This window comes from Skermania sp. ID1734 (genome assembly GCF_007489285.1).
In the GTDB taxonomy this organism is placed as follows: domain Bacteria; phylum Actinomycetota; class Actinomycetes; order Mycobacteriales; family Mycobacteriaceae; genus ID1734.
This window is the reverse complement of the sequence record NZ_VLIY01000008.1, coordinates 162,593-182,739: the sequence shown is the minus strand read 5'-3', so window position 1 is coordinate 182,739 and position 20,147 is coordinate 162,593. Positions and strand designations below refer to the sequence as shown.

General features: G+C 65.2%; 22 protein-coding genes. 10 read left to right on the top strand and 12 right to left on the bottom strand.

The genetic code is table 11. The features are described 5' to 3' along the window. Nucleotide 1 precedes the first annotated feature (1 nt). Together FOS14_RS12235 and FOS14_RS12230 are read right to left on the bottom strand one after the other, a co-directional pair. Nucleotides 2-1,168: an Ig-like domain-containing protein gene (locus FOS14_RS12235; RefSeq protein WP_143770880.1), complete on the bottom strand. Its 1,167-nt coding sequence runs from the start codon at nucleotides 1,166-1,168 to the stop codon at nucleotides 2-4. Between the two features lie 76 nt (nucleotides 1,169-1,244). Next, a complete protein-coding gene (locus tag FOS14_RS12230) occupies nucleotides 1,245-2,273 on the bottom strand; it encodes a UDP-N-acetylmuramate dehydrogenase (protein WP_143771001.1) in 1,029 nt (342 codons plus the stop codon). A gap of 73 nt (nucleotides 2,274-2,346) precedes the next feature. Here FOS14_RS12230 and FOS14_RS12225 point away from each other — a divergent pair, with 73 nt between their 5' ends. The 3 genes from FOS14_RS12225 to FOS14_RS12215 are packed head-to-tail and all read left to right on the top strand — an operon-like array spanning nucleotide 2,347 to nucleotide 4,149. After that, nucleotides 2,347-2,847: a DUF2505 domain-containing protein gene (locus FOS14_RS12225; RefSeq protein ID WP_143770868.1), complete on the top strand. Its 501-nt coding sequence runs from the start codon at nucleotides 2,347-2,349 to the stop codon at nucleotides 2,845-2,847. A gap of 15 nt (nucleotides 2,848-2,862) precedes the next feature. Beyond that, the gene (locus FOS14_RS12220) at nucleotides 2,863-3,375 is read left to right on the top strand and encodes a DUF2505 domain-containing protein (RefSeq protein ID WP_143770866.1); all 513 of its coding nucleotides are present in this window, start codon (nucleotides 2,863-2,865) and stop codon (nucleotides 3,373-3,375) included. A gap of 9 nt (nucleotides 3,376-3,384) precedes the next feature. Further along, nucleotides 3,385-4,149, top strand: a complete 765-nt coding sequence (locus tag FOS14_RS12215; RefSeq protein WP_143770864.1) for a class I SAM-dependent methyltransferase — start codon at nucleotides 3,385-3,387, stop codon at nucleotides 4,147-4,149. Nucleotides 4,150-4,242: 93 nt separating this feature from the next. Here the strand turns inward: FOS14_RS12215 and FOS14_RS12210 are convergent, their stop codons facing one another. Both FOS14_RS12210 and FOS14_RS12205 read right to left on the bottom strand, forming a co-directional pair. Further along, on the bottom strand, nucleotides 4,243-5,715 hold the full coding sequence (locus FOS14_RS12210; protein ID WP_143770862.1) for a hypothetical protein: 1,473 nt from the start codon (nucleotides 5,713-5,715) through the stop codon (nucleotides 4,243-4,245). A 44-nt stretch (nucleotides 5,716-5,759) separates the two neighbouring features. Then, nucleotides 5,760-6,362 carry a type IV toxin-antitoxin system AbiEi family antitoxin domain-containing protein gene (locus FOS14_RS12205; RefSeq protein WP_143770860.1) on the bottom strand — a complete coding sequence of 201 codons (603 nt, stop codon included), beginning with the start codon at nucleotides 6,360-6,362 and terminating at the stop codon, nucleotides 5,760-5,762. Nucleotides 6,363-6,479: 117 nt separating this feature from the next. Between FOS14_RS12205 and FOS14_RS12200 the strand changes: the two genes are divergently transcribed. Together FOS14_RS12200 and FOS14_RS12195 are read left to right on the top strand one after the other, a co-directional pair. After that, a complete protein-coding gene (locus FOS14_RS12200; protein WP_143770858.1) occupies nucleotides 6,480-7,256 on the top strand; it encodes a DUF2993 domain-containing protein in 777 nt (258 codons plus the stop codon). Continuing rightward, a complete protein-coding gene (locus tag FOS14_RS12195) occupies nucleotides 7,253-7,609 on the top strand; it encodes a nitroreductase/quinone reductase family protein (protein WP_143770856.1) in 357 nt (118 codons plus the stop codon). Before FOS14_RS12200 ends, FOS14_RS12195 begins: the two co-directional genes overlap by 4 nt. A gap of 4 nt (nucleotides 7,610-7,613) precedes the next feature. Here the strand turns inward: FOS14_RS12195 and deoC are convergent, their stop codons facing one another. Beyond that, nucleotides 7,614-8,276 (bottom strand): deoxyribose-phosphate aldolase, encoded by a 663-nt coding sequence (deoC, locus tag FOS14_RS12190; protein ID WP_255450274.1) that lies wholly within the window; start codon nucleotides 8,274-8,276, stop codon nucleotides 7,614-7,616. A 29-nt stretch (nucleotides 8,277-8,305) separates the two neighbouring features. On the opposite strand from deoC, the gene purU reads away from it, so the two are divergent. Beyond that, complete coding sequence (purU, locus tag FOS14_RS12185; RefSeq protein WP_143770852.1) at nucleotides 8,306-9,190, top strand: formyltetrahydrofolate deformylase; 885 nt, start codon at nucleotides 8,306-8,308, stop codon at nucleotides 9,188-9,190. Here the strand turns inward: purU and FOS14_RS12180 are convergent. From FOS14_RS12180 to FOS14_RS12155, 6 genes are all read right to left on the bottom strand, one after another. Then, complete coding sequence (locus tag FOS14_RS12180) at nucleotides 9,187-10,251, bottom strand: alpha/beta fold hydrolase (RefSeq protein WP_255450273.1); 1,065 nt, start codon at nucleotides 10,249-10,251, stop codon at nucleotides 9,187-9,189. The genes purU and FOS14_RS12180 overlap by 4 nt on opposite strands. A 58-nt stretch (nucleotides 10,252-10,309) precedes the next feature. Next, on the bottom strand, nucleotides 10,310-11,284 hold the full coding sequence (locus FOS14_RS12175) for a MerR family transcriptional regulator (protein WP_255450272.1): 975 nt from the start codon (nucleotides 11,282-11,284) through the stop codon (nucleotides 10,310-10,312). 91 nt (nucleotides 11,285-11,375) lie between these two features. After that, complete coding sequence (locus FOS14_RS12170) at nucleotides 11,376-11,672, bottom strand: DUF2516 family protein (protein ID WP_143770850.1); 297 nt, start codon at nucleotides 11,670-11,672, stop codon at nucleotides 11,376-11,378. Between the two features lie 76 nt (nucleotides 11,673-11,748). Then, nucleotides 11,749-12,450: a heparin-binding hemagglutinin gene (locus FOS14_RS12165; RefSeq protein WP_143770848.1), complete on the bottom strand. Its 702-nt coding sequence runs from the start codon at nucleotides 12,448-12,450 to the stop codon at nucleotides 11,749-11,751. Beyond that, a complete protein-coding gene (locus FOS14_RS12160) occupies nucleotides 12,443-12,961 on the bottom strand; it encodes a helix-turn-helix domain-containing protein (protein WP_143770846.1) in 519 nt (172 codons plus the stop codon). The genes FOS14_RS12165 and FOS14_RS12160 overlap by 8 nt, the downstream gene beginning before the upstream one ends. 133 nt (nucleotides 12,962-13,094) lie before the next feature. Beyond that, the gene (locus FOS14_RS12155; RefSeq protein ID WP_143770995.1) at nucleotides 13,095-14,312 is read right to left on the bottom strand and encodes a DUF445 domain-containing protein; all 1,218 of its coding nucleotides are present in this window, start codon (nucleotides 14,310-14,312) and stop codon (nucleotides 13,095-13,097) included. A 201-nt stretch (nucleotides 14,313-14,513) separates the two neighbouring features. Between FOS14_RS12155 and FOS14_RS12150 the strand changes: the two genes are divergently transcribed. From FOS14_RS12150 to FOS14_RS12140, 3 genes are read left to right on the top strand one after another with little or no spacing between them, the layout of a single operon-like run. After that, complete coding sequence (locus FOS14_RS12150) at nucleotides 14,514-15,245, top strand: TetR/AcrR family transcriptional regulator (RefSeq protein ID WP_143770844.1); 732 nt, start codon at nucleotides 14,514-14,516, stop codon at nucleotides 15,243-15,245. A 17-nt stretch (nucleotides 15,246-15,262) separates the two neighbouring features. Then, a complete protein-coding gene (locus FOS14_RS12145; protein WP_143770842.1) occupies nucleotides 15,263-16,672 on the top strand; it encodes an AarF/ABC1/UbiB kinase family protein in 1,410 nt (469 codons plus the stop codon). Between the two features lie 35 nt (nucleotides 16,673-16,707). Then, on the top strand, nucleotides 16,708-17,955 hold the full coding sequence (locus FOS14_RS12140; protein WP_143770840.1) for a trans-acting enoyl reductase family protein: 1,248 nt from the start codon (nucleotides 16,708-16,710) through the stop codon (nucleotides 17,953-17,955). Nucleotides 17,956-17,966: 11 nt separating this feature from the next. Here FOS14_RS12140 and FOS14_RS12135 read toward each other — a convergent pair whose 3' ends face one another. Continuing rightward, nucleotides 17,967-19,496 carry a flavin-containing monooxygenase gene (locus FOS14_RS12135; RefSeq protein WP_370512219.1) on the bottom strand — a complete coding sequence of 510 codons (1,530 nt, stop codon included), beginning with the start codon at nucleotides 19,494-19,496 and terminating at the stop codon, nucleotides 17,967-17,969. Nucleotides 19,497-19,645: 149 nt separating this feature from the next. Here FOS14_RS12135 and FOS14_RS12130 point away from each other — a divergent pair, with 149 nt between their 5' ends. Beyond that, complete coding sequence (locus FOS14_RS12130) at nucleotides 19,646-20,146, top strand: DUF6328 family protein (protein ID WP_143770838.1); 501 nt, start codon at nucleotides 19,646-19,648, stop codon at nucleotides 20,144-20,146. The last annotated feature ends 1 nt before the right edge of the window (nucleotide 20,147 follow it).

The following is a 20,147-nucleotide window of genomic DNA, read 5'->3' as shown; positions in this document are numbered from 1 at the left end:
GCTATTCGCCCGATCCGTCACCATGCAGCGCCGACATCGACTGCCAGGTTTTCCAGTCGATCGCCCAGTCGTAGATGTCGCCGTCCGCGGCCGACAGCTCGATGCGCGTGCCGGTCACCTCGACGGGATCGCCGTAGAGGGCAGTCGGGAAGTATGCCTGCGCGTCCTCGGGTGAGAGGTTGATGCAGCCGTTGGTGACGTTCTCGGACCCCTGCACGCCGGTGGTTTCCGGGTTGGCGTGAATGAACTCGCCATTGTTGGAAATCCGGACCGCCCAGCGCTCGTGCACGTTCGAGTAGAACGGCGGGTTGGACATCAACACATCTTCGTGCTTTTCCGACACAACGTGAATACCGCTGCGCGTCACGTTTCGCGACTCGTTGCCCTCGCCATAGCTGACCGCGAAGTCGAAGATCACCTTGCCGTCCCGAATGACCTGCATGCGGTGGCTCGGCGCGCTCGCCTTGACGATCTGTGCACGGCCGATGGTGAAGTCCGAGGTCAGATCCGATGCTCCGTAGGCGCCACCGCCAAAGTTCACACCGTAGAGCTTGGCGTCGAGATGCACCTTGGTGCCCGGCTTCCAGTAGTCCTTCGGCCGCCAATGCGCGCGTGATCCGTTGTCGTCGCTCAGCCAGGCCCAGGAGCCTTCGGTGGGCGGGTCTGTGGTCACCTTCAGCGCGCGCTCGACGGCGGCCTTGTCGGTGACGTGGTCGCTGAACTGCACGATGATCGGCGCAGCAATGCCCACGACGTCGCCGTCGGCGATTTGGACCTGACCCGAAACCGTCGAATCAGGCTGCACGGTGGTGAAACTGCCCTGCACCGGAACCGAATGCTGCGCCGTGTCCACCGCCTCACCGGACCACGTGTAGGTCTTGCCGTAGCCGAGTGGCTCGGCGACGGTGAAGGTTGCCCCGCTATTGCTGAGCTGGCCTTTCACTACGGTGCCGCTCTCGCTGGTGAGCTTCACGTCCCGCAAGGCGCCGTGGTTTGCAGTCACCGAGATCGGCGCGACCGGGCTGACGTCCTCCGTGCCGGCACCGGGTTGGTAGGAAACGTGCAGCTGCTCAACGGTCTGATGCAGGCCGTAGATGGAGCCGCCGCTGCTGCAGCCGGTCAGGACCACCGCTAGCAGCGCCACCAATACGAAGAGGAACTTGCGCATGCCGCAACGCTAGCTGCAGCAAGCACTTGCCGCAGTGGCGTGCGCTACAGCTACCGTGTAGCGATCACAACACTTCTCAGAGCGTAACGCCCACCAGCACCGGTTCGGGCTCGAGTCGCACACCGAACCTGTCCTCGACCCCGGCACGCACGATCCGCGCGAGTTCCACCAGGTCAGCCGTGGACGCCGAACCGCGGTTGGTCAGGGCCAAGGTGTGTTTGGTCGACAGCCGCGCCGGCGCGTCCGGACCGGGATAGCCCTTGGCGAATCCGGCCCGCTCGATAAGCCAGCCCGCCGAGAGCTTCACTCCCTGCTCCGCCGGGTACTGCGGCATCGGCGTCGCCACCGATGCAGCGACGCGTTCGGCAACATCTGCAGCAACTACCGGGTTGGTGAAGAACGAGCCGGCACTCCAGGTGTCGTTGTCGGCCGGATCGAGCACCATGCCCTTACCGCGACGTAACCCGAGCACCGCGTCGCGGACCTTCGCCGGATCGCGGCGCTCCCCCGGTTCCGCGGACAATGCGTCGGCCAGTTCCCGATAGCGCAACGGCGCGCTAAGTCCGTCGTCGAAGAGTTCGAACTCTACCGACAGGACCAGCGCGGCATCGGAGTGTTTGAGCACGCTGGTGCGATACCCCAGACCCAACTCGGCAGGCGCGGCGTCCACCACCATTCCGCTGCGGCGGTCGAGCAGTTGGACACCGCGCAGCACCGAAGACACCTCGACGCCGTAGGCGCCGACATTCTGCACCGGCGTGGCACCCGTCGAACCGGGAATCCCCGACAGGCACTCCAGGCCACCGAGACCACGCTCGATCGTCCGCTCGACCAAGCCGTCCCACACCGCACCGGCGTCGGCGCGGACCCGGGTTCCGTCAATGTCGACATCGGTGGTGGCGACCCGGACGACTACTCCCTCGAACCCCGCATCGCCGATCAACAGATTGGAGCCACCGGCGACGACCAACGTCGGGATCTGCGCATCGTCGAGCAAGCGGACGGTCGCCACGAGCGCGGAAGTGGTTCCGCAATCGGCGACCACGCGGGCCGGCCCGCCCACGCGCAACGTCGTGAGGCTTGCCAGCGGCACCTGCTCTCTCAGCTGCGCGCCCGCATCTTCGAGCAGGCTCCGCAAACGTGGCTTCGACACAGCAGCAAACGGTAGCGTGCCCTTCATGGCAGCAATCGTGCACTCCATCGGCTTGCCCGCATCTGTCGAGGTCACCCACGCCGCATTTTGTGGCGAACAATATTGGCGCGACAGGCTTGCGGCTGTCGGTGGTCCGCAGGCCGATCTCGTGTCGCTGCGCGCCGACGGTGACACGGTCATCATCGAGATGACTCAAGGAATCGCGGCCGAGAAGCTGCCGAGCTTCGTTGCCGCGGTCCGTCGCGGCGACCTGCTGATCAGCCGCACGGAGACCTGGGGGCCGCTGCAGGACGGCCGCGCGCACGGCAGTTTCTCCGCAAAGGTCGAGGGTGCGCCGGCCACGCTGGGGGGCGATCTGTATCTCGAACCCGATGGCGAGCACTGCACTTTCCGCGTCGACGGTGCTGTCGATGTGCGAGTGCCACTGATCGGCAACAAGATTGCCAGCGCGGCGGCCGGGCAGTTGCAGCGGCTGCTGGAAAAAGAGGACGAGTTCACCCGGGAATGGCTTGCCGCCCATCGATAGGTAGCCTTTGCAAGCATGGCCCGCCGCATCGACTATTCCGCGCGCTACAACTGTCACACCACCAAGCAGGTGTACTCCGCGCTGTGCGACCGCGACTATTGGGAAGCGCGCGTAGAGGAAATGCGGCAGTACTCCCCCAATCACGTCGAGAGTTTCTCGGTCGACGACTCCGGTATCGAACTGGTGCTGCACCACATCTTGCCTCGCTCCGAGCTGCCGGAAATCGCGCAAGCGGTCATGCGCAAGGACATGGTGATCACCCGCAAGGAAAGCTATTCGGCCTTCGGCGAGGAGGTCACCGGCAAGTACGAGGCGTCGATTCCCGCTGGTCCCGGTAGCCTCACCGGCACCATGCGGCTGTTTCCGACCGAGCTCGGCTGCACGCTGCGCACATCATCGGAGGCGAAGGTCTACATCCCGATGGTCGGGCCCAAGCTCGAGCAGCTGATGCTGGTCAACCTGATCGACCTGTTCCGCGCCGAGGCGGAAATCACCCAAACCTGGCTCGACCAGCATTACCCGGTCTAACGTGCCGGAATGCGGCCCTACGGGACGATCACCCGCGGCACCACGGGCGTCAACCGGTTGCGCCGCAGCGATCGCTGGCTGATTCACCACCCGCGGGTGCGCAAGACTTTGGAGTTCGCGGCCGATCCGCTGGTGGTCGATCTCGGCTACGGCGCGCATCCGGTGACCACCTTCGAGTTGGCCCATCGGCTACGTCGCGTCCGTCGGGACGTGCGTGTGGTGGGGCTCGAGATCGATCCGGAGCGGTTGGCGCCGCCGCGTAACGGAGTCACGTTCGGGCTGGGCGGATTCGAATTGGCAGGCCTGCGACCGACGCTGGTCCGAGCGTTCAACGTGCTGCGTCAGTATCCGGAATCGGAGGTGGCTGCAGCGTGGGCAGCGATGCAGTCCGCCCTGCATCCCGATGGGTTGATCATCGAAGGGACCTGCGGCGAACTCGGCAGGCACTGCTCGTGGATCCTGCTCGACAAGTCGGGACCGGTGTCGCTGACGCTGGCGTGGGATCCGTTTTCCGTCGAGTTGCCCTCCGACGTCGCGCAGCGGCTACCGAAGGCGCTGATCCACCGCAATGTCGCCGGCGAAGCCATTCACGCGCTGCTGGCCGCCGTCGACCGGGCGTGGCTCGCCAGCGCCGGACACACTGCCTTCGGCCCGCGCGCCCGCTGGCGGGAAACGTTGACCGCCCTGCATGCGCAGGGCATTCCGGTCGATCTGCCGCGCCGGCGAATACGCGACTGCGTGCTGACCGTGCCGTGGGAGCTCGTCGCACCCTGACCCTGACGGGACCCCCTGTGCGTGTTTTTTCACCGCGGGCGGTGAAAAAACACGCACAGGGGGGTTGGGGGGTGATGGGTACCGACCAGCCGACTAACCGAACACCGCACGCGGATACCCCGCAGCGGCGGCCAGCCCCAGTACCGACTTCGGCTCGAACGGCTGCCGCCACAGCCCGCCGTGCGCGGCGCCGCGATAAAACGTCGTCTCTGGATTGGCGCTAGGGCCCTCAGGCGCAAAGACGTCGCTGACTAACTTCGCTGCCATCAGCACCCGCGCCGTCTCCGCCTCGAACACCTCGACACCGAACGCGCCCGCACCGTGCAAGGCGCCGGCGAGAACCCGGTGATCGCGGACCGATTGCGTCCACGACAGCGGGGCAATGTTGTAGGACACGGAGCGTCCTTCGGCCGCGGCCGTCTGAGCACGCCACCGCTGCAGCCGCCGGGCCAACGCGTGGTTTGCGCCCTGCAGCGGCAGCAGCGCGTCGGCCAACCCCCAATGGTTTCCGTTGGCATCGACGACTTCGAAAGCGTAGTTCGGCCGGAACAGCGCCGACCGCGACGCAATCCGCAGCATGTCCTGGATGACGGCGCGACGACCGCGCTCCCGCCACCGCTCGCGTGCCGCAGCCACGACCTCCGCCCCCACGGCATAGCAGTCGAGCGGCGATGCAAGGTAGGCGAGCGTGACGTTTTCCAGGCTGAGCAGATCCTCGGCAACCAGATCCACCGCCGCCGCCAACTCGACCTGCGCGACCCCGCTGGCCCGGGCATACGTCCCGAACACCACCTTGGACCGCTCGCTGGTGTTGGTCAGAATCCACCGCCGCAATTGCGGGAAGTGCTGTGACACATCGAGCCCAGAACCCCACGGCCCGAGTGGATACCGCACGCTTCCTGCTCCGGTCCGCGCGGTCTGGAGCAACTGACCCCAACGATCCGCACCCGGCAAATCGACGGCCAAAACCGTTGCGCCCCAACGAGTAAAAGGCTCATACGGGCCAAGTTCCGCGCCCGCACCGATGACGACGACCTGGCACCCAGGCATCGACAGCCAGTCCGGATTGTCGATCACCCGCTCGATCGCCGCCGCGAATCCGGGCTCGACAATGCCGTCGTCACGCCAGCGGTGCAACTGATCGCGCAGCGCCTGGCCCGACAACACGCTGCCGGAGAACGGCACCTCCAGCACGCACTGTGCGCTGCTGGACCCGTGCACCGATTCGGTCGCGAGATCCGCCCCAAGATCCCGCCATGCGGCGCCAGCGACACTCGCCTCCGACTTGCCGTACGCCACGCGCAACAGCGCCCGAGTCGAGGCGAGCCCGTCCGCTGCGATGCCGAAGCCGGTCTCGGCTGCGGTTGCGCTCAGCGCCGTCATCGAGCGAAACGCCGCCGGATAGGACGCGTGCCATGTCGGCGAGCTCTCGATCACCTGAGCCAGGTCGGAGTCATGGCTGCGCACCGCATCAGCGAGAACCGCGCGGCCGAATTCCGAGCTGCTGCGAGCACCCCCACACTCGGGCAACGCGATGCCGACGAGCTGGTCCTTTGCGACGGGCATGTCAGAACCCTAATCCGCTGGCACCGCGCCCCGCGAAGGAGGCACTAACACGCCGACAGTGCCCGCTCCACCCGCTCGATCACGGTCCGCGGGCTGGTTCGAACCGCCGCCAAAACCTCTGCAACGGCGAGCCTGCCGATGGCCATCCCGTCGGCGACCACCTCGTTGAGCGCGAGTTGACCCACGCCCACAGCGGCCAGGTCGACGACGGTGCGCGCCGGCGTGGTCACCCGAAACCCGTCCGCGACCCCCACCTCCCCGGGCTGAACGAACCGCCGGTGCACCGCGACGCGCGGGACCGGCGGACGAGTCATCGCGCCGACGCAGATGTGCGTGTACGCCGGATGCAACCGGCCCATGCCGTGCAATTCCGCAGCGGTGTGGTGCGAGACCGTGGCTGCGCCCTCGAACCAGGCGCAACACTGGGCGAGGTCGTCGAACCTGCTGATCCGTCCGCTCGGCACGCGCAGCAAGTCGCGGCGAATCCGGATCAACCGTCCGGCGGCGATCGCGTCGGCGAACTCACGGGCCCCGACACCGCAGCGCAGAATTTGCCCGGCCGTGACGTATCCGCCCTGATCGGCGGCGGTCTGCATGACCGCCGACCACGATGGGGCTGCCGATGAGGCATCGATGATGCCCGTCATGGTCGAACGCTACCGCCGGTGCAGGGCCGGGCGCACGAAATTCGCGTACGTACCTTCACCATCCGCGCAGGAGAAATCACAGAGACCGTTAATAAATATCGGGAAGAATCGTCGAGCATGGCCCCATCAACGACTGCCACCAGCACCGCGCCCCCGTCAAAGCCGCCGCTGCGCCGCCGGCACTGGGTCCTCATCACCGCCGGAGTGATCGTCGCGGCACTCGTCGTCGCGCTTGTGGGCGGCGAGTTTTACGCCCGGCACACCGTAAAGAGCTGCATGAGCCAGCAATTCCGCAATGAGCTCGGCACCAACGTCGACATCGGACTGAGCCCCAAGCCGATGTTGGTGCAAATGCTGGACAAGGACGTCCCGTACATCACCGTCGACAGCGATGACAGCGCCTTCGGCCCAGCCAAGGACATGCATGTGCACGCGCGGATCAACGACATTCAGCTGCAAAACTCGGCCGACAGTTCCGGGACCATCGGCAGCTCGAGCGCGGACGTGAAGTGGTCAACCGACGGCATCCAGTCGACACTGCAGGACCAGTCGTTCGGCGCGCTGGTGTCCGCGGTGCACTCCAATGCCTCCGACGGCACGCTGGAGTTCGACATCGGGCCGGCCGGGTTGGCCAAGCTCACCGTGCACCCGCACATCAGCGACGGCACCATCGCCGTTGACACCGTGAACGCCGAGATCCTCGGTCTCGGCATCCCCACCGACCTGGTCGACGGCATCGTCAAGGTGATGAGCGAAAGCCTGCAGAGCTACCCGCTGGGCATGACGCCGAAGACGTTCCAGGTGACCGACAACGGGATCGAGATGACCTTGGCGGGCGGGCAGTACACCTTGCCGCGCGCCGACCAGAACTCGCAGTGCGGAGGACTTGTATGACCACCCAGGGCTCAGTCGATCGTGCGATCTTCGCCGTCGTCAACCGCACGGTGAACCCGCTGCTGAGCGGAATCCTTGCCTCACCGTTGCACTTCGTGGCCAGCGGGCAGATGGCGACGCTGACCGTGACCGGCCGAAAGACCGGCCGCGAGTACGCATTTCCCGTGGGCTATGTCCGGACCGGCAATGAGGTACAGATCGGGATCGAATGGCCCGAACGCAAGCAGTGGTGGCGGAATCTGCGCACCCCCGCGCCGGTTCGCATTCGCATCCGCGGCGTCGAATACACCGGTCAAGGCCAGGCCATCGAGGACGGAAAGGGCGGGGTGAAAGTCCGCGTCACGCTCGACTGAACCGTCAGTCTTCCAGCCCATCCAGCACCGCCCGGCTGCCACTGAGCCCGAGCCGCGTCGCACCGGCCTCGAGCAAAGCGATCGCCTGCTCGGCCGTCCGAATGCCGCCGCTTGCTTTCACCCCGAGGCGGCCACCCACCGTGTCGGCCATGAGTCGCACCGCCGCCACGGTGGCTCCGCCCGCGGGGTGAAAACCGGTGGACGTCTTCACAAAATCTGCGCCCGCGCGGGCGGCGGCGCGGCAACACCCCACGATCGCCTCGTCGCTCAGCGCCGCCGATTCGATGATGACCTTCAGCACCACATCGCGACCCACCGCCTCGCGCACGGTCAGAATGTCGGCAAGCACGGCGTTGTAGTCGCCGGCAACGGCCGCACCGATGTCGATCACCATGTCGACCTCCCGGGCGCCCTGCTCCACCGCGAGCCTGGCCTCGGCGCCTTTGACCAGCGAATGGTGCTTCCCCGACGGGAATCCGGCGACCGTCGCGATCACGAGTCCGTCGGCGTGAACCGGCAGCATGGCGGGCGACACGCAGACGGCATACACGCCGAGTTCGGTGGCCTCGTCCACGAGTGCCTGCACATCTTCGGCGGTGGCCTCCGGTTTGAGGAGCGTGTGATCGATGAGCTTGGCCACGGTGGCCCGGTCGTAAGTGAGCGGCACGGCGGGAACCTTACGCGTAGCCTTTTCGGGTGACCGCACCCACGCAGCCTGACCGGCGCTTCGTCCTGACCCTCGGCTGCCGCGACCAAACCGGTGTCGTGGCCCGGATCAGCTCGTTCATCGCCGACCTCGGCGGCTGGATCGTGGAAGCGGGCTACCACAGCGACGAAGGCACCGGCTGGTTCTTCACCCGGCAGGCGATCCGGGCGTCATCCCTGACCATCGGCGCCGATGAACTCCGTGCCCGCTTCGCCGCGGTGGCCGATGCCCTGGGGCCGGAAACGGATTGGTCGCTGCACGACACCGGCGAGCGCAAGCGAGTGGTGCTGCTGGTCAGCAAGGAGGGGCACTGCCTGCACGATCTGCTGGGCCGGTCCGCGGACGGCGAACTGCCGGCCAGTATCGAAGCGGTCATCGGTAATCACCCCGATCTCGGCTCGGTCGCCGAGGCGCATCACGTGCCGTTCCACCTGGTGCAGTTTCCTGCCGACCCGGCCGAGCGCGGACCGGCGTTCGAAGAGGTGCGGAAACTCGTCGACGTGCACCGTCCGCACGCCGTGGTGCTAGCCCGGTTCATGCAGATTCTGCCGCCGGAATTATGTGAGCACTGGTCCGGTCGGGTGCTCAATATTCACCACAGCTTCTTGCCGTCGTTCGTCGGCGCCAAGCCCTATCACCAGGCGCATGCGCGCGGCGTGAAGCTGATCGGCGCGACCTGTCACTACGTGACCGCCGAACTCGACGCCGGGCCGATCATCGAGCAGGACGTCATCCGGGTCGATCACAGCGACGACGTGCGCGACATGGTTCGCCGCGGACGCGACATCGAGAAGCTGGTGCTATCGAGGGGCTTACGCTGGCACCTCGAGGATCGAGTGCTCGTGCACGGTCGTAAGACCGTGATCTTCAACTAACTCGCGACGACGGCGAGGCCGGCGCGTGAACGACGACCGCGCTTGCCCAGCGAACGCAGCCGAATGACCTCGGCGTTGAACTGGTCGATGGCCTCGATGTTGGCCAGGTGTCCGACGCCCTCGATCATGAGGAAACGGTCGAGGTTGCCGTTGCGCTCCAACTCCGCGACGAGTCGCTCGGAGTGCTGCGGCGGGGTCAATTTGTCGATGCTGCCACCGATGACCGACACGGGAACGTTCAGGTTCGCCAGGCCGTCGAGCAGATCGAACTTGGCCAGGGCCAGCCCCCACTGTGCCCGCACGCGGCCCTTGCAGGCCAAGATGATCCGCTGCGCGAACTCGACCTGCCGTCGCGACGACGTCGGCGACATGACGCGGTTGCGGAAGATCCCACGGGTCATCGCGCCGCCCGGCAGCGGTACCGGAGCACCGAGCACGACTCCGGCGACGGCGTCTTTCGCGAACGCGGCGAATGCGGGCAGCGGTACCAGCTTCGTTTCCGAGACGAGGTGATCGGCACCCGTGTTGGCCAGCAATACTGCCGACGCCTTGCGCTCGGCCTGCTTCGGATGCCGGCTTGCCCACGCCATGATGGTCATTCCGCCCATGCTGTGGCCCACGATCAGGGCCTTGCGACGCGGCGCCACCGCGGCCGCAATCACGGCGGCCAGGTCGTCGCCGAGCACGTCCGCGCCCGGTTCCCGCTCGCCCATTTCGCTTTTGCCGTGTCCGCGCTGGTCATAAGCGATGACGCGGTACTTCTCGGACAACGCGTTGATCTGCGGGTACCAGTACTCGATCGAGCAGGTCCAGCCGTGGCTGAAGACGATCGGATCGCCGTCCACCGGCCCGTATGCGTGTACTCGAAGCTGGGCGCCGTCGGCGGTGGTCACCGGGATGACTTCAGGCTCGGTCGAGGGCGTGGCGAGCAAGAGGTCGCTACCGGAGCTGCTCCGCTCGGAGCGGTGGCTGCGCCGCCGCGCGGCAACGAAAGTTCCGACCGCGCCGGCGCCTAGACCCGCGCCCGAAAGCGTGCGCGCAAGGCTCTTGTGTGGGCTCAATTGAACACTCCTTTGTGTCGCTGCTCACAGTAGCGTGCTTGCACGACGCTTGCTCGCGTTAGCACGAAATCTCTTCAGTGTTGTTTGAATTACCCCGTTTGCCGGAAGCAAACACTTGGTCGTCGTCGCCAGCAAACATCCGGCTCGCGGCATCCTCGAGGCCCTGCGCGATCGCCTCTTCCATGGCATCGAGGAGCAGGGAGTTCACCACGTCATGCACAGTCGCGCGGGCCTTGGTCACCAGTTCCGCTATTTCGTTGACCGCGAACTCATCGAGGGCTACCGGTCGGCCGTCGGCGGGCAGGTAACGGTCGGTCACGAGCTTGACGAACCGGTTCGCGATATCGACGAGGTCGCGGCGGACCGCCCCGGCCTGGTCGATGATCTCGGCCATCGGCACGCCGGCGTCGAAGAGCAGCCGGGCGGCCTCGAGGAGGCGTTCGTTGGCGATGCGGTACCGGTTGCCGCTTTCCTCGCGAACCAGGCCGGCCTTCAGCGCGCGTTGCACGTTCTGCTCGAACTGTTCCGAGCCGAAAACCTCGCGCAATTCCTCGAGCGTGAGAGTCGCGTCCTGGGTGTAGCTGGGCCGGGATGTATCGAGACGATCGGTGTCGAGGACCTCCTCCACGCGCATGCCGTACTGGGCCGCAGTGAGTAGTTCGCTGATCGTTGCGAAGGTGTAGCCGCGGTCGAGCATGCGACCGATCAGGTCCAGTCGAGCCAGATGCGATTCGTTGTACCAGCCGGTGCGGCCTTCGCGCCGCGGCGGCGGCAACAAGCCGCGGTCCTGGTAGACGCGCACATTGCGCACGCTCATCCCGGCTTCGCGGGCAAGATCGTCGATGCGAAACTCGCGGACCTGGTGTTGGGCGGGGGCCGTGGGCTGGCGAGCCGGTTCGAGCAGTCCCGCCAGCCCACGCAGCACCCGGGCCGATTCGGAGGCGAGGAAGTTCATCGAGGGATTGACCACGTCGGCAATCGCCTCCTCGCATCGTCGTTGGTGCTCGCGGAAGCCCACTGTGGGACTTAACACCAGGCTAACATTGTGCCAATGCACATTGTCAAGATTGAAGATGCAACGGACGCGCTTCGGCGCTATTGACCGGGTTATTGCAGGTGCATGCTCACCAACGCGGTCCACGCTGCACGTCGTCCACCCGCGGCCGGACGTCGACCAGATAGACGCAGACCGCCACCACAGCGATGATCCCGATGAATCCGATGGCGCCCATGGCAACCAACACGAGCAGAGCCACGATGAGAATGCCCAGCCAAATGGGTTTGCTGAGCTTGTCCACGGCGGTGAAGGCGTCGGCGCGTTGACGCACCGCATGAAAGATTGCGAACACGGCAGCAGCGATGGCGATGAGCTGCAAGATGAGCAGTATCCAACCAGTGAGGCTACTTACCGTAAAGAACACGCCTCCATGATAGAGAGAACCGCCCCCACGCACAGTCGGTGGAGGCGGTTCGCTAGCAGTCAGCTAAGCCAGTGGCTTACTTCCCGGCCTTCTTGGCGGGAGCCTTCTTGGCCGGAGCCTTCTTAGCGGGCGCCTTCTTGGCGGGGGCCTTCTTGGCCGGAGCCTTGGCGGCCTTCTTCACTGCGGCGGGGGCTTCGTCACCCTGGTCCGCGGCGTCGTCGGCAGCGTCCTCGCCCCGACCGGTCACCCGACCGGCAATCTTGGCGGCCTGCTCGCCGACGGCGCGAGTGCGCTCGGAAACCTTGCCGAGGGCGTCCTCGGTGCGGGTGACCGCCTCGTTGTAGAGGTCCTCGGCACGCTCGATCCGGCCCTCGACCTCGGGACGCTGACGCAGCCGGCCAACGGTCTCCTCGCCGCGCTCGGCAAGGTCGGTGTACAGATCGAGAGCAACCTTGAGGTACTCCTCGGCAACCCGACGCAGCTCCTCGACCGTGAACTTCTCGCGCAGCTCGGCAAGCTCCTCCGGCAGCTCCGAGGGCAGCGCGGCCAGCCGCTCACGCAGCGCCTCGATCTGCTCCTGCACGTCGGCCGGCAGCGCGGCGATGCGCTCGCGCGCACCCTCGACCCGCTCCGAGACGTCGGTGCTGGTGCTCTCGGCGCGCTCGCGCACCTTGGCGACCACGTCGGCCACGGCGGCAACAGCGGCATCTCCGGCGCCGACGGTCGCGTACAACGGCTTCTTCACGTTTTCCAGTGCCTTGTCCTTGGACTCACTCATCTTGGCTCTCCTGTTCTAGGGGCGTTGGTGTCGAGGCAGGTTCCGCCTCTACGGAGGTCGCGAGTTGTTCGGCCGGCGACTCCTCGGGAGAGAAGTCGTTCTCCCGACAGAACGACTCGTAGATCTCGAGGAGCACCTGCTTCTGCCGCTCTGTTATCGCGACGTCGGCCAGTAGTGCATCCCGGACCGGGCTGTACGGACGTTGTTCGAGATAGCCCGCTCGTACATACAGCGCTTCCGACGAGACCCGCAGCCCTTTGGCGATCTGGCTGAGTACCTCGGCGGAAGGGTTGCGCAATCCGCGCTCGATCTGGCTGAGGTACGGATTACTCACACCCGCCATTTGCGCGAGCTGCCGAAGCGAGACCTGGGCTGCTTCACGCTGTGCGCGGATGAAGCTTCCAATGTCCTGCGCAGCGTCTTTCACCTTCCGCGCGCCGAGTCCACCCTGGTTGGCAAAGTCATTTGCCGCCTGGACAGCCCCCGACGAGCCCTGCGGCTGGTCTTGCATCTATATCTCACTCCTAGCGGGTGTTTCCGCGGCCCAATTTACCGAGGGGTTGCTAGCTATTGCAAGCACCGCCCCTGCAATGCGGGTCACACACTCTCATGTCAGGTGACCTTTCGCCACTTTTTCATCCCGATTACCCACCGAACATGAGGTGCGAAATGGTATAGATCACCAGCCCTGCCAGCGATCCGACGACAGTGCCGTTGATCCGGATAAATTGCAGGTCACGGCCCACTTGCAGCTCGATCTTCTTGCTCGCTTCCTCGGCGTCCCACCGAGCCACCGTGTCCGTGATGAGCGTTGTGATCTCGCTCGCATAGTTGGCCGCAACGTAACGTGTGCCACGCAGTAGCCAGTTGTCGACTTTTGTTCGCAACTCGGTGTCGTCCCGAAGCCGTTCGCCGAGCTCGCGCACATTGTCGGCAATCTTTGTGCGAAGTGTGCTGTCCGGATCGTCGACCGATTCCAAGATCAACCGCTTGGCCACCCTCCATGTGGTTTCGGCGAGCCCAGTGATCTCCTCGCGTCCCATCACCTCCGCCTTGATGCGTTCGGCCTTGGCGATGGTCGCGGGGTCGTGCTGCAGGTCGGTGGCGAAATCGACGAGGAACTTGTTGGCCGCGAGCCGGACCTCGTGTTCGGGGTTGGACCGAACTTTCCAGGTGAACTCGACGATCTCGCGGTAGATCTTTTCCGAGACCAAGATGTTGGCGAACTTCGGCGCCCATTGCGGGGCGTCATGCATGACGATGCGGTCGATGGTCTCCTGACTGCCCAGCGCCCATTGATGCGCGCGCTCGGCGAGCATGTCGAGCAGCGGTAGCTGCCGGTTTTCGGCGATGAGCTCGGCCAGCACCCGCCCGATCGGCGGCCCCCACAGGGGCTCCGCGAGGCGTTTGACGATCGTGTGGTCGATGACCTGCTGCACGTCTTCGTCCCGCAGCACCCCGACGATGGCGCGCAGGATCGTGGTCGACTCCGCCGCCACCCGCTCCGCGTTGCGCGGCTGGGCCATCCAGGTGCCCAGGCGCAGCGGGACCTGTGCGGAGGACACCTTCTCGGAAACGACGTCCGGGGCCAGGAAGTTGGTGCCCACGAAATTGCCCAGGCTCTCTCCGAGCTGGTCCTTCTTCCGCTTGATGATCGCGGTGTGCGGGATCGGCAGATTCAACGGGTGCCGGAACAGTGCGGTCACCGCGAACCAATCGGCCAGCGCGCCGACCATGCCGGCTTCGGACGCGGCGCGCACATAGCCAACCCAGTCCCCGCCTGCGCCGCGGCTTTCCTCCCAGCGACAGAAGAGGTAGACGAGCGTCGCCACCACCAGAAAGCCAGTAGCAAGTGACTTCATTCGGAAAAGGTCGCGGCGCTTGTTGGCGTCGTCTGCTGCCGAGAGGGCAATCGGCTGCGGCGGCGCGGGGCGCGGTTCGACCGCTATCGAGTCCACTCAAGACATTCTGCCCAACGTCACGTTCGCCCCGACCGCGAAGACTTCGGCATAAGCTTTGGACGAATCGGGACGAGCTGAAACGAGCACATAAGCGATGCAGCCATGAGTGAACGCGGCGTGATGAGCGGTCGGGCGAGCAGCCAGGACAAGCAAGACGGTCGCAAGAAGCGCTGGCGCGAACACAAGATCGCCCGGCGCGAGGAACTCGTCGACGGCGCGATCGCGGCGATTCGCGCTCGTGGCAGTAACGCCGGCATGGACGAGATCGCCAGCGAGATCGGCGTCTCCAAGACAGTGCTCTACCGGTACTTCACCGACAAGGGCGATCTGACCATGGCCATCATGTCGCGCTATGTCGATACGGTGATCGCCCCCCGGATCTACAACGCGATCGCCGAGCAGCGCACCGAGTACGAGCTGACCCGGTCGACCATCGCGGCCTACGTCGAGGTCGTCGGCACCGACCCGAACGTCTACATCTACGTCATGAACCACGCCGGCAGCAACAATGCGGTCGTCGCTGATTCGGAGCGGATGTTCGCCGAGTTGGTGGCCGTGGTGCTGCGGTCGCGGGCTTCCGAGTTCGGTTTGGCCTCCGAAGGTGCGGAGCCATGGGCGTACTCGATCGTCGGGGCGGTCCAACTGGCCACCCACTGGTGGATATCCAACCGGTCGATGTCCTCGGAAGACCTGATCAATTACCTGACGATGATGGTGTGGAGCGCGATCGAAGGCATCGGCCGGGTGGGCGGATCCGCCGAGCGCTTCAACGAGCAACCGCACGCGTTTCCGGTGGTCGCAGATGATTCGTATCCGGCGGTCGCAGGTGATTAGCGAGTGGTGACTCACCGATGACCGAAAGCACCGGCAGCGCGAGCAAAGGCGTCCCGACGTCACGGCTGAGCCGCGGTTCAAAACTGGGCGTCGCGGTCGCCGGACAGATGCTGCGCAGCCAGCGCGCCCGGATGGCTATGCGGCTGCGTTCGGAGGAGGCGCGCGAGAAGCTGTCGCAGGAGTCAGCGGTGCGCAACGCCGAGTCGCTGGTGCGGGTGCTCGGCGGCATGAAGGGCGTGGCGATGAAGCTGGGCCAAATGCTGTCGGTGCTGGATCTGGAGTTGGTGCCGCCCGAGCACCGCGACGTGTTCCGCTACCGGTTGGCCCAACTGCGCGACAGCGCCCCGTCGGTGTCCTTTGCCGGCATGCGCGCGGTGATCGAGGAGGATCTCGGCGCGCCGCTGGACAAGCTTTTCGCCGAGTTCGACGAGAAAGCGATCGGCTCGGCGTCGATCGGTCAGGTGTACCGAGCCCGGCTCACCGACGGCCGCCAGGTCGCGGTCAAGGTGCAGTATCCGGGCATCGACGCGGCGGTGCGCGCGGACCTGCGCAACATCGCGATGTTTCAGAAGCTGCTGCAATCGTTCCTGCCAGCCATCACTCCGGCCCTGCTCGACGAACTGCGCAGCAACTTGGAAAGCGAACTCGACTATCACGCCGAGGCGGAGAACCAGCGCCAGGTCGCCGAACTGTTCCGCGACCACCCGTTCATCGTGATCCCGGACAGCATTCCCGAACTGTGCAGTCGCCGCGTCCTGGTCACCGAATACTTCGAGGGCGCCGGATTCGACACCATTCGCACGCTGCCCGACGCCGAACGTAATCGCATCGGCGAGATCATCTTCCGCTTCTACGTCGCGTCGCTGTTCGACTACCACGAGTTCTGTGGCGACCCGCATCCAGGAAACATCTTGTTAGGCGCGGACGGTCGGGTCTGCTTCATCGACTTCGGGCTGTTCAACCGGATGCACGCCGACCATGTGCGCTTCGAAATCGACTGTCTGCGCGCCGCCGCCGAGGAGCGCGGCGAGGACCTCTATCAGCTGATGCTCGGCCGCGGCGTGATCAATCCGGATGTCGCGGTCACCACCGAGGAGTGCCTCGACTACGTCTACGCGGCATCGCAATGGAGCCTGGTGGACGAGGAGTTACGCATCACGCCCGAATTGGCAACCGGCGCCTTCCTGTTGGCCATCGATCCGCGGGCGTCGGAGTTCCGCGGCATGAAACACCAAAACCTGCCGCCGGAACATCTGTTTTCCCGCCGGGCCGAGTTCTTGACGTTCGGTGTGCTCGGGCAGATCGAAGCAACCGGCAACTGGCACCGCATCGCTCGCGAGTGGATCTTCGACGAGCCACCGGCGACCGAATTGGGCAGACTGAACGAGCAGTGGCAACGTGACCATCACATCGTCCGCAAACGCTGAATCCCGGCGCGCGACGACAACCGACTGGAGGCAACATGGCTGACAAGCGCGAGTTCGACCTGGTGCTCTACGGAGCCACCGGATTCGTCGGCAAGCTCACCGCCCAGTACCTCGCGAAGAACGCGCCGACGGCCCGAATCGCCTTGGCCGGAAGGTCTTTGGACAAGCTCAAAGCTGTCCGCGAAGACTTGCCCGGCCCGGCGGCGAACTGGGACGTCATTGTCGCCGACTCGAATGATCAAGCGGCGCTTGATGCGATGGCCAAGCGCACCCGGGTCGTGGTAACCACCGTCGGACCATACGCCCGGTACGGACTGGCGATGGTCCGCGCCTGCGCAGAGAACGGCACCCACTATGCAGATCTGACCGGCGAGACACTGTTCGTGCGCGACTGCATCGACCAGTTCCATTCGGTGGCTGTTCAAACCGGCGCGAAGATCGTCAACTCGTGCGGGTTCGACTCGGTGCCTTCGGATCTCAGCGTATACCTGACGTATCTGAAGTCGCTGCAGGACAATACGGGCGAGTTGGAGGAGACGACGCTCGTCGCCTCGTTGCGTGGCGGAGTGAGCGGCGGAACCATCGACTCTGCGCGGGCGCAGATGGAGGCGCTGGCCGAAGATCCATCGCTGCGCAAGGTGGCGGGCAGCCCCTACTCGCTCAGCCCCGACCGCAGTCAAGAGCCCGACTTGGGCCGGCAGTCGGATTTCGCGCTGCAGCGCGCCGACTCCATCGACCCGAGCCTGCGTGGCTGGGTCACCAGCTTTGTGATGGCGTCCTACAACACTCGGGTGGTGCGGCGCAGCAACGCGCTGCTGGGCTGGGCGTACGGCAAGAACTTTCGCTACCGCGAGGTGATGAGCGTGGGCAATTCGCTGCTCTCACCGGTGATTGCCGCCGGCGTGACGGGCGGAATCATCACCGCCTTCACTCTCGGCGCGCTGGTCGCCCGCGGACCGGGCAAGCAACTGCTCGACCGTGTGCTGCCCAAGCCCGGCACGGGACCCAGCGAGGACGCCCGCGACAACGGCTGGTTCAGGATGCAGACTTTCACCAAGACGTCATCGGGTGCCAAGTACCTGACCACGTTTGCCGCCCAAGGCGACCCCGGCTACAAAGCGACCGCAGTGATGCTGGGCGAGTGCGGGCTGGCGTTGGCGTTGGACGGCGACAAGATCAGTGAACTCGCCGGCGTACTGACTCCGGGCACCGTGTTCGGCGAGACGCTGGCCGAGCGGTTGCGCAAGGCGCGGTTCACCATCACCGTCGAACGCAAGCAGTAACCCAGCTGCCGTTACGGCGTGCGCGCCAACAGCTCGAAGTCGTCCGGATTGAGTTTGCGGGTGCGGCGCCAGTATTGCCACGTGAAGCCTGGCCAGATGGTCCGGTTCACGCCCTTGGAGTCCAGATACCAACTGGTGCACCCGCCGGTGCTCCAGACGCCACCGGCGAGCTTGTGCTGGATTTCGGAGTTGAACCGGTCCTGCGCCGACGTGCGGACATCCAACCCGGCGGCTCCGGTGGAATCCACCAATTCCATTGCCTTCATGACGTATTTAATCTGCTGCTCGATCATGAACACCACCGAGTTGTGCCCGAGGCCGGTGTTGGGACCGAGCAGGAAAAACGCATTGGGAAAGCCCCGCGCGCAGATCCCGTAGTAGCTCTGGATGCCGTGTTCGTTCCACTCCTGCACGAGCTTTCGCCCGCCGATGCCTGCGATGTTCATGCTCTGGAAGCCGTCGGTTACGTGAAAGCCGGTGGCGTAGATGACTGCGTCGGCGGGTCGGTCGGTGCCATCGGCGGTAACGATCCCATTCTCGGTGAATTGCGCTATGGGATCGGTGATCACCGAGACGTTCGGTCGGTTCAGTGCCGGGTAATAGTCGTTGGAACCGAGTATCCGCTTGCAGCCGATGCGATATCGCGGCGTCAGTTTGCGGCGCAATTCCGGGTCGTCGATGCCGCGGGCGATGTTGTGCTCGGCGATTCGCTCGAGCGGGCGCATGAGGTTGGCGTGACCGTTCAAGCCCAGCCCCAGCGCCTCATAGACCCAATAGATGCCATCGCGAAAAGCCATTCGGGTCAATGGCACTCGCCGGAACAACGCTCGAAGCTGATGCGGGATGGGAAAGTTGGTGCGCGGCAGTACCCAAGCGGGGGTCCGTTGGTACACATCGAGGTGGGCGACCCGGTCGACGATCTCGGGGATCAACTGGATGGCGCTGGCGCCGGTGCCGATGACGGCGACCCGCTTGCCCGTCAGGTCGAAATCGTGGTTCCACTGCGCCGAATGCCAACTGGCACCACGGAATCGCTCCACGCCGGCGAATCGCGGAATGTTCGGAATATGCAGTGCCCCGATCCCGGACACCACGAACTGCGCCACGTACTCGGCGCCGCCGGTGGTCGCCACGTGCCATTTGGCGGTGCGTTCGTCCCATTCGCCGCCGTCGGCTTCGACGCCGAAATGGATGTGGGATCGCAGGTCGTACTTGTCGACGACGCGGCGCAGATAGTCGAGGATCTCCGGTTGCTCCGACCACATCTTCGACCAGTTGGCATTCTGCTCGAAGGAATAGCTGTACATGTGCGAAGGCACGTCGCAGGCGCACCCGGGATAGGTGTTTTCGCGCCAGGTGCCACCGATGTCGTCAGCCTTTTCGACGATGAGGAAGTTGTGCTGGCCGGCCTTCTTCAGCGCGATGGCCATGCCCAGCCCGGAGAACCCGGTTCCGACGATCAGCACCCGGGTCCGGTGTACGCGCTGAGTACGCCGAACCTCCGACTCCGCTGCGGCCGACTCCACTGCGACCTCTGACACCGTGAGCACCCCTTTCACCGCCACACCCGACCAAGTTGGCGATACCGCTGGTATTACGTACTCGCTTCGAGTCTCTGGCGCTGGTCAATCGATGTCAAGGCGGTGGGTTCTGCGCGGATATCGCGACGTCGGTCTGGGAACATACAACCGTGGACATCGACCACCCCGAACGCGACGACAGCTGGAACCGCGACGCCCGCGGCGAAACCGAAACCGAACGCCTCGACCGCAACTGGACCAGCCTGCTGCAAGAACTGCGCGTCGTAGAGACGGGTGTGCAACTGCTCACCGGCTTCCTCCTCACGCTGCCGTTCCAGAACCGCTGGGATCAGCTGTCCAAGCCGCTCATCGCGGTGTACCTGGCGACTGTCCTGTGCTCGATCGGCGCAACGATCTTGATCATCGCCCCGGTCGGCATGCATCGCGTGCTGTTCCGCCAGCACAAGGTGCGGGAATTGGTCTCGGCGGCGCACCGGATTGCCGTCGCCGGGCTGCTGCTGCTCGGGGGCGCGCTGACCGGCGTCGTCGTGCTGATCTTCGACTTTGTCGCCGGCCCGATCGCCGCGGTCGTTGCGGCGCTGGCGATCGACAGCGCGTTCGTCTACTTCTGGTTGGCCTTCCCGCTGTGGCTGCGGGCGCACCACAATTAAC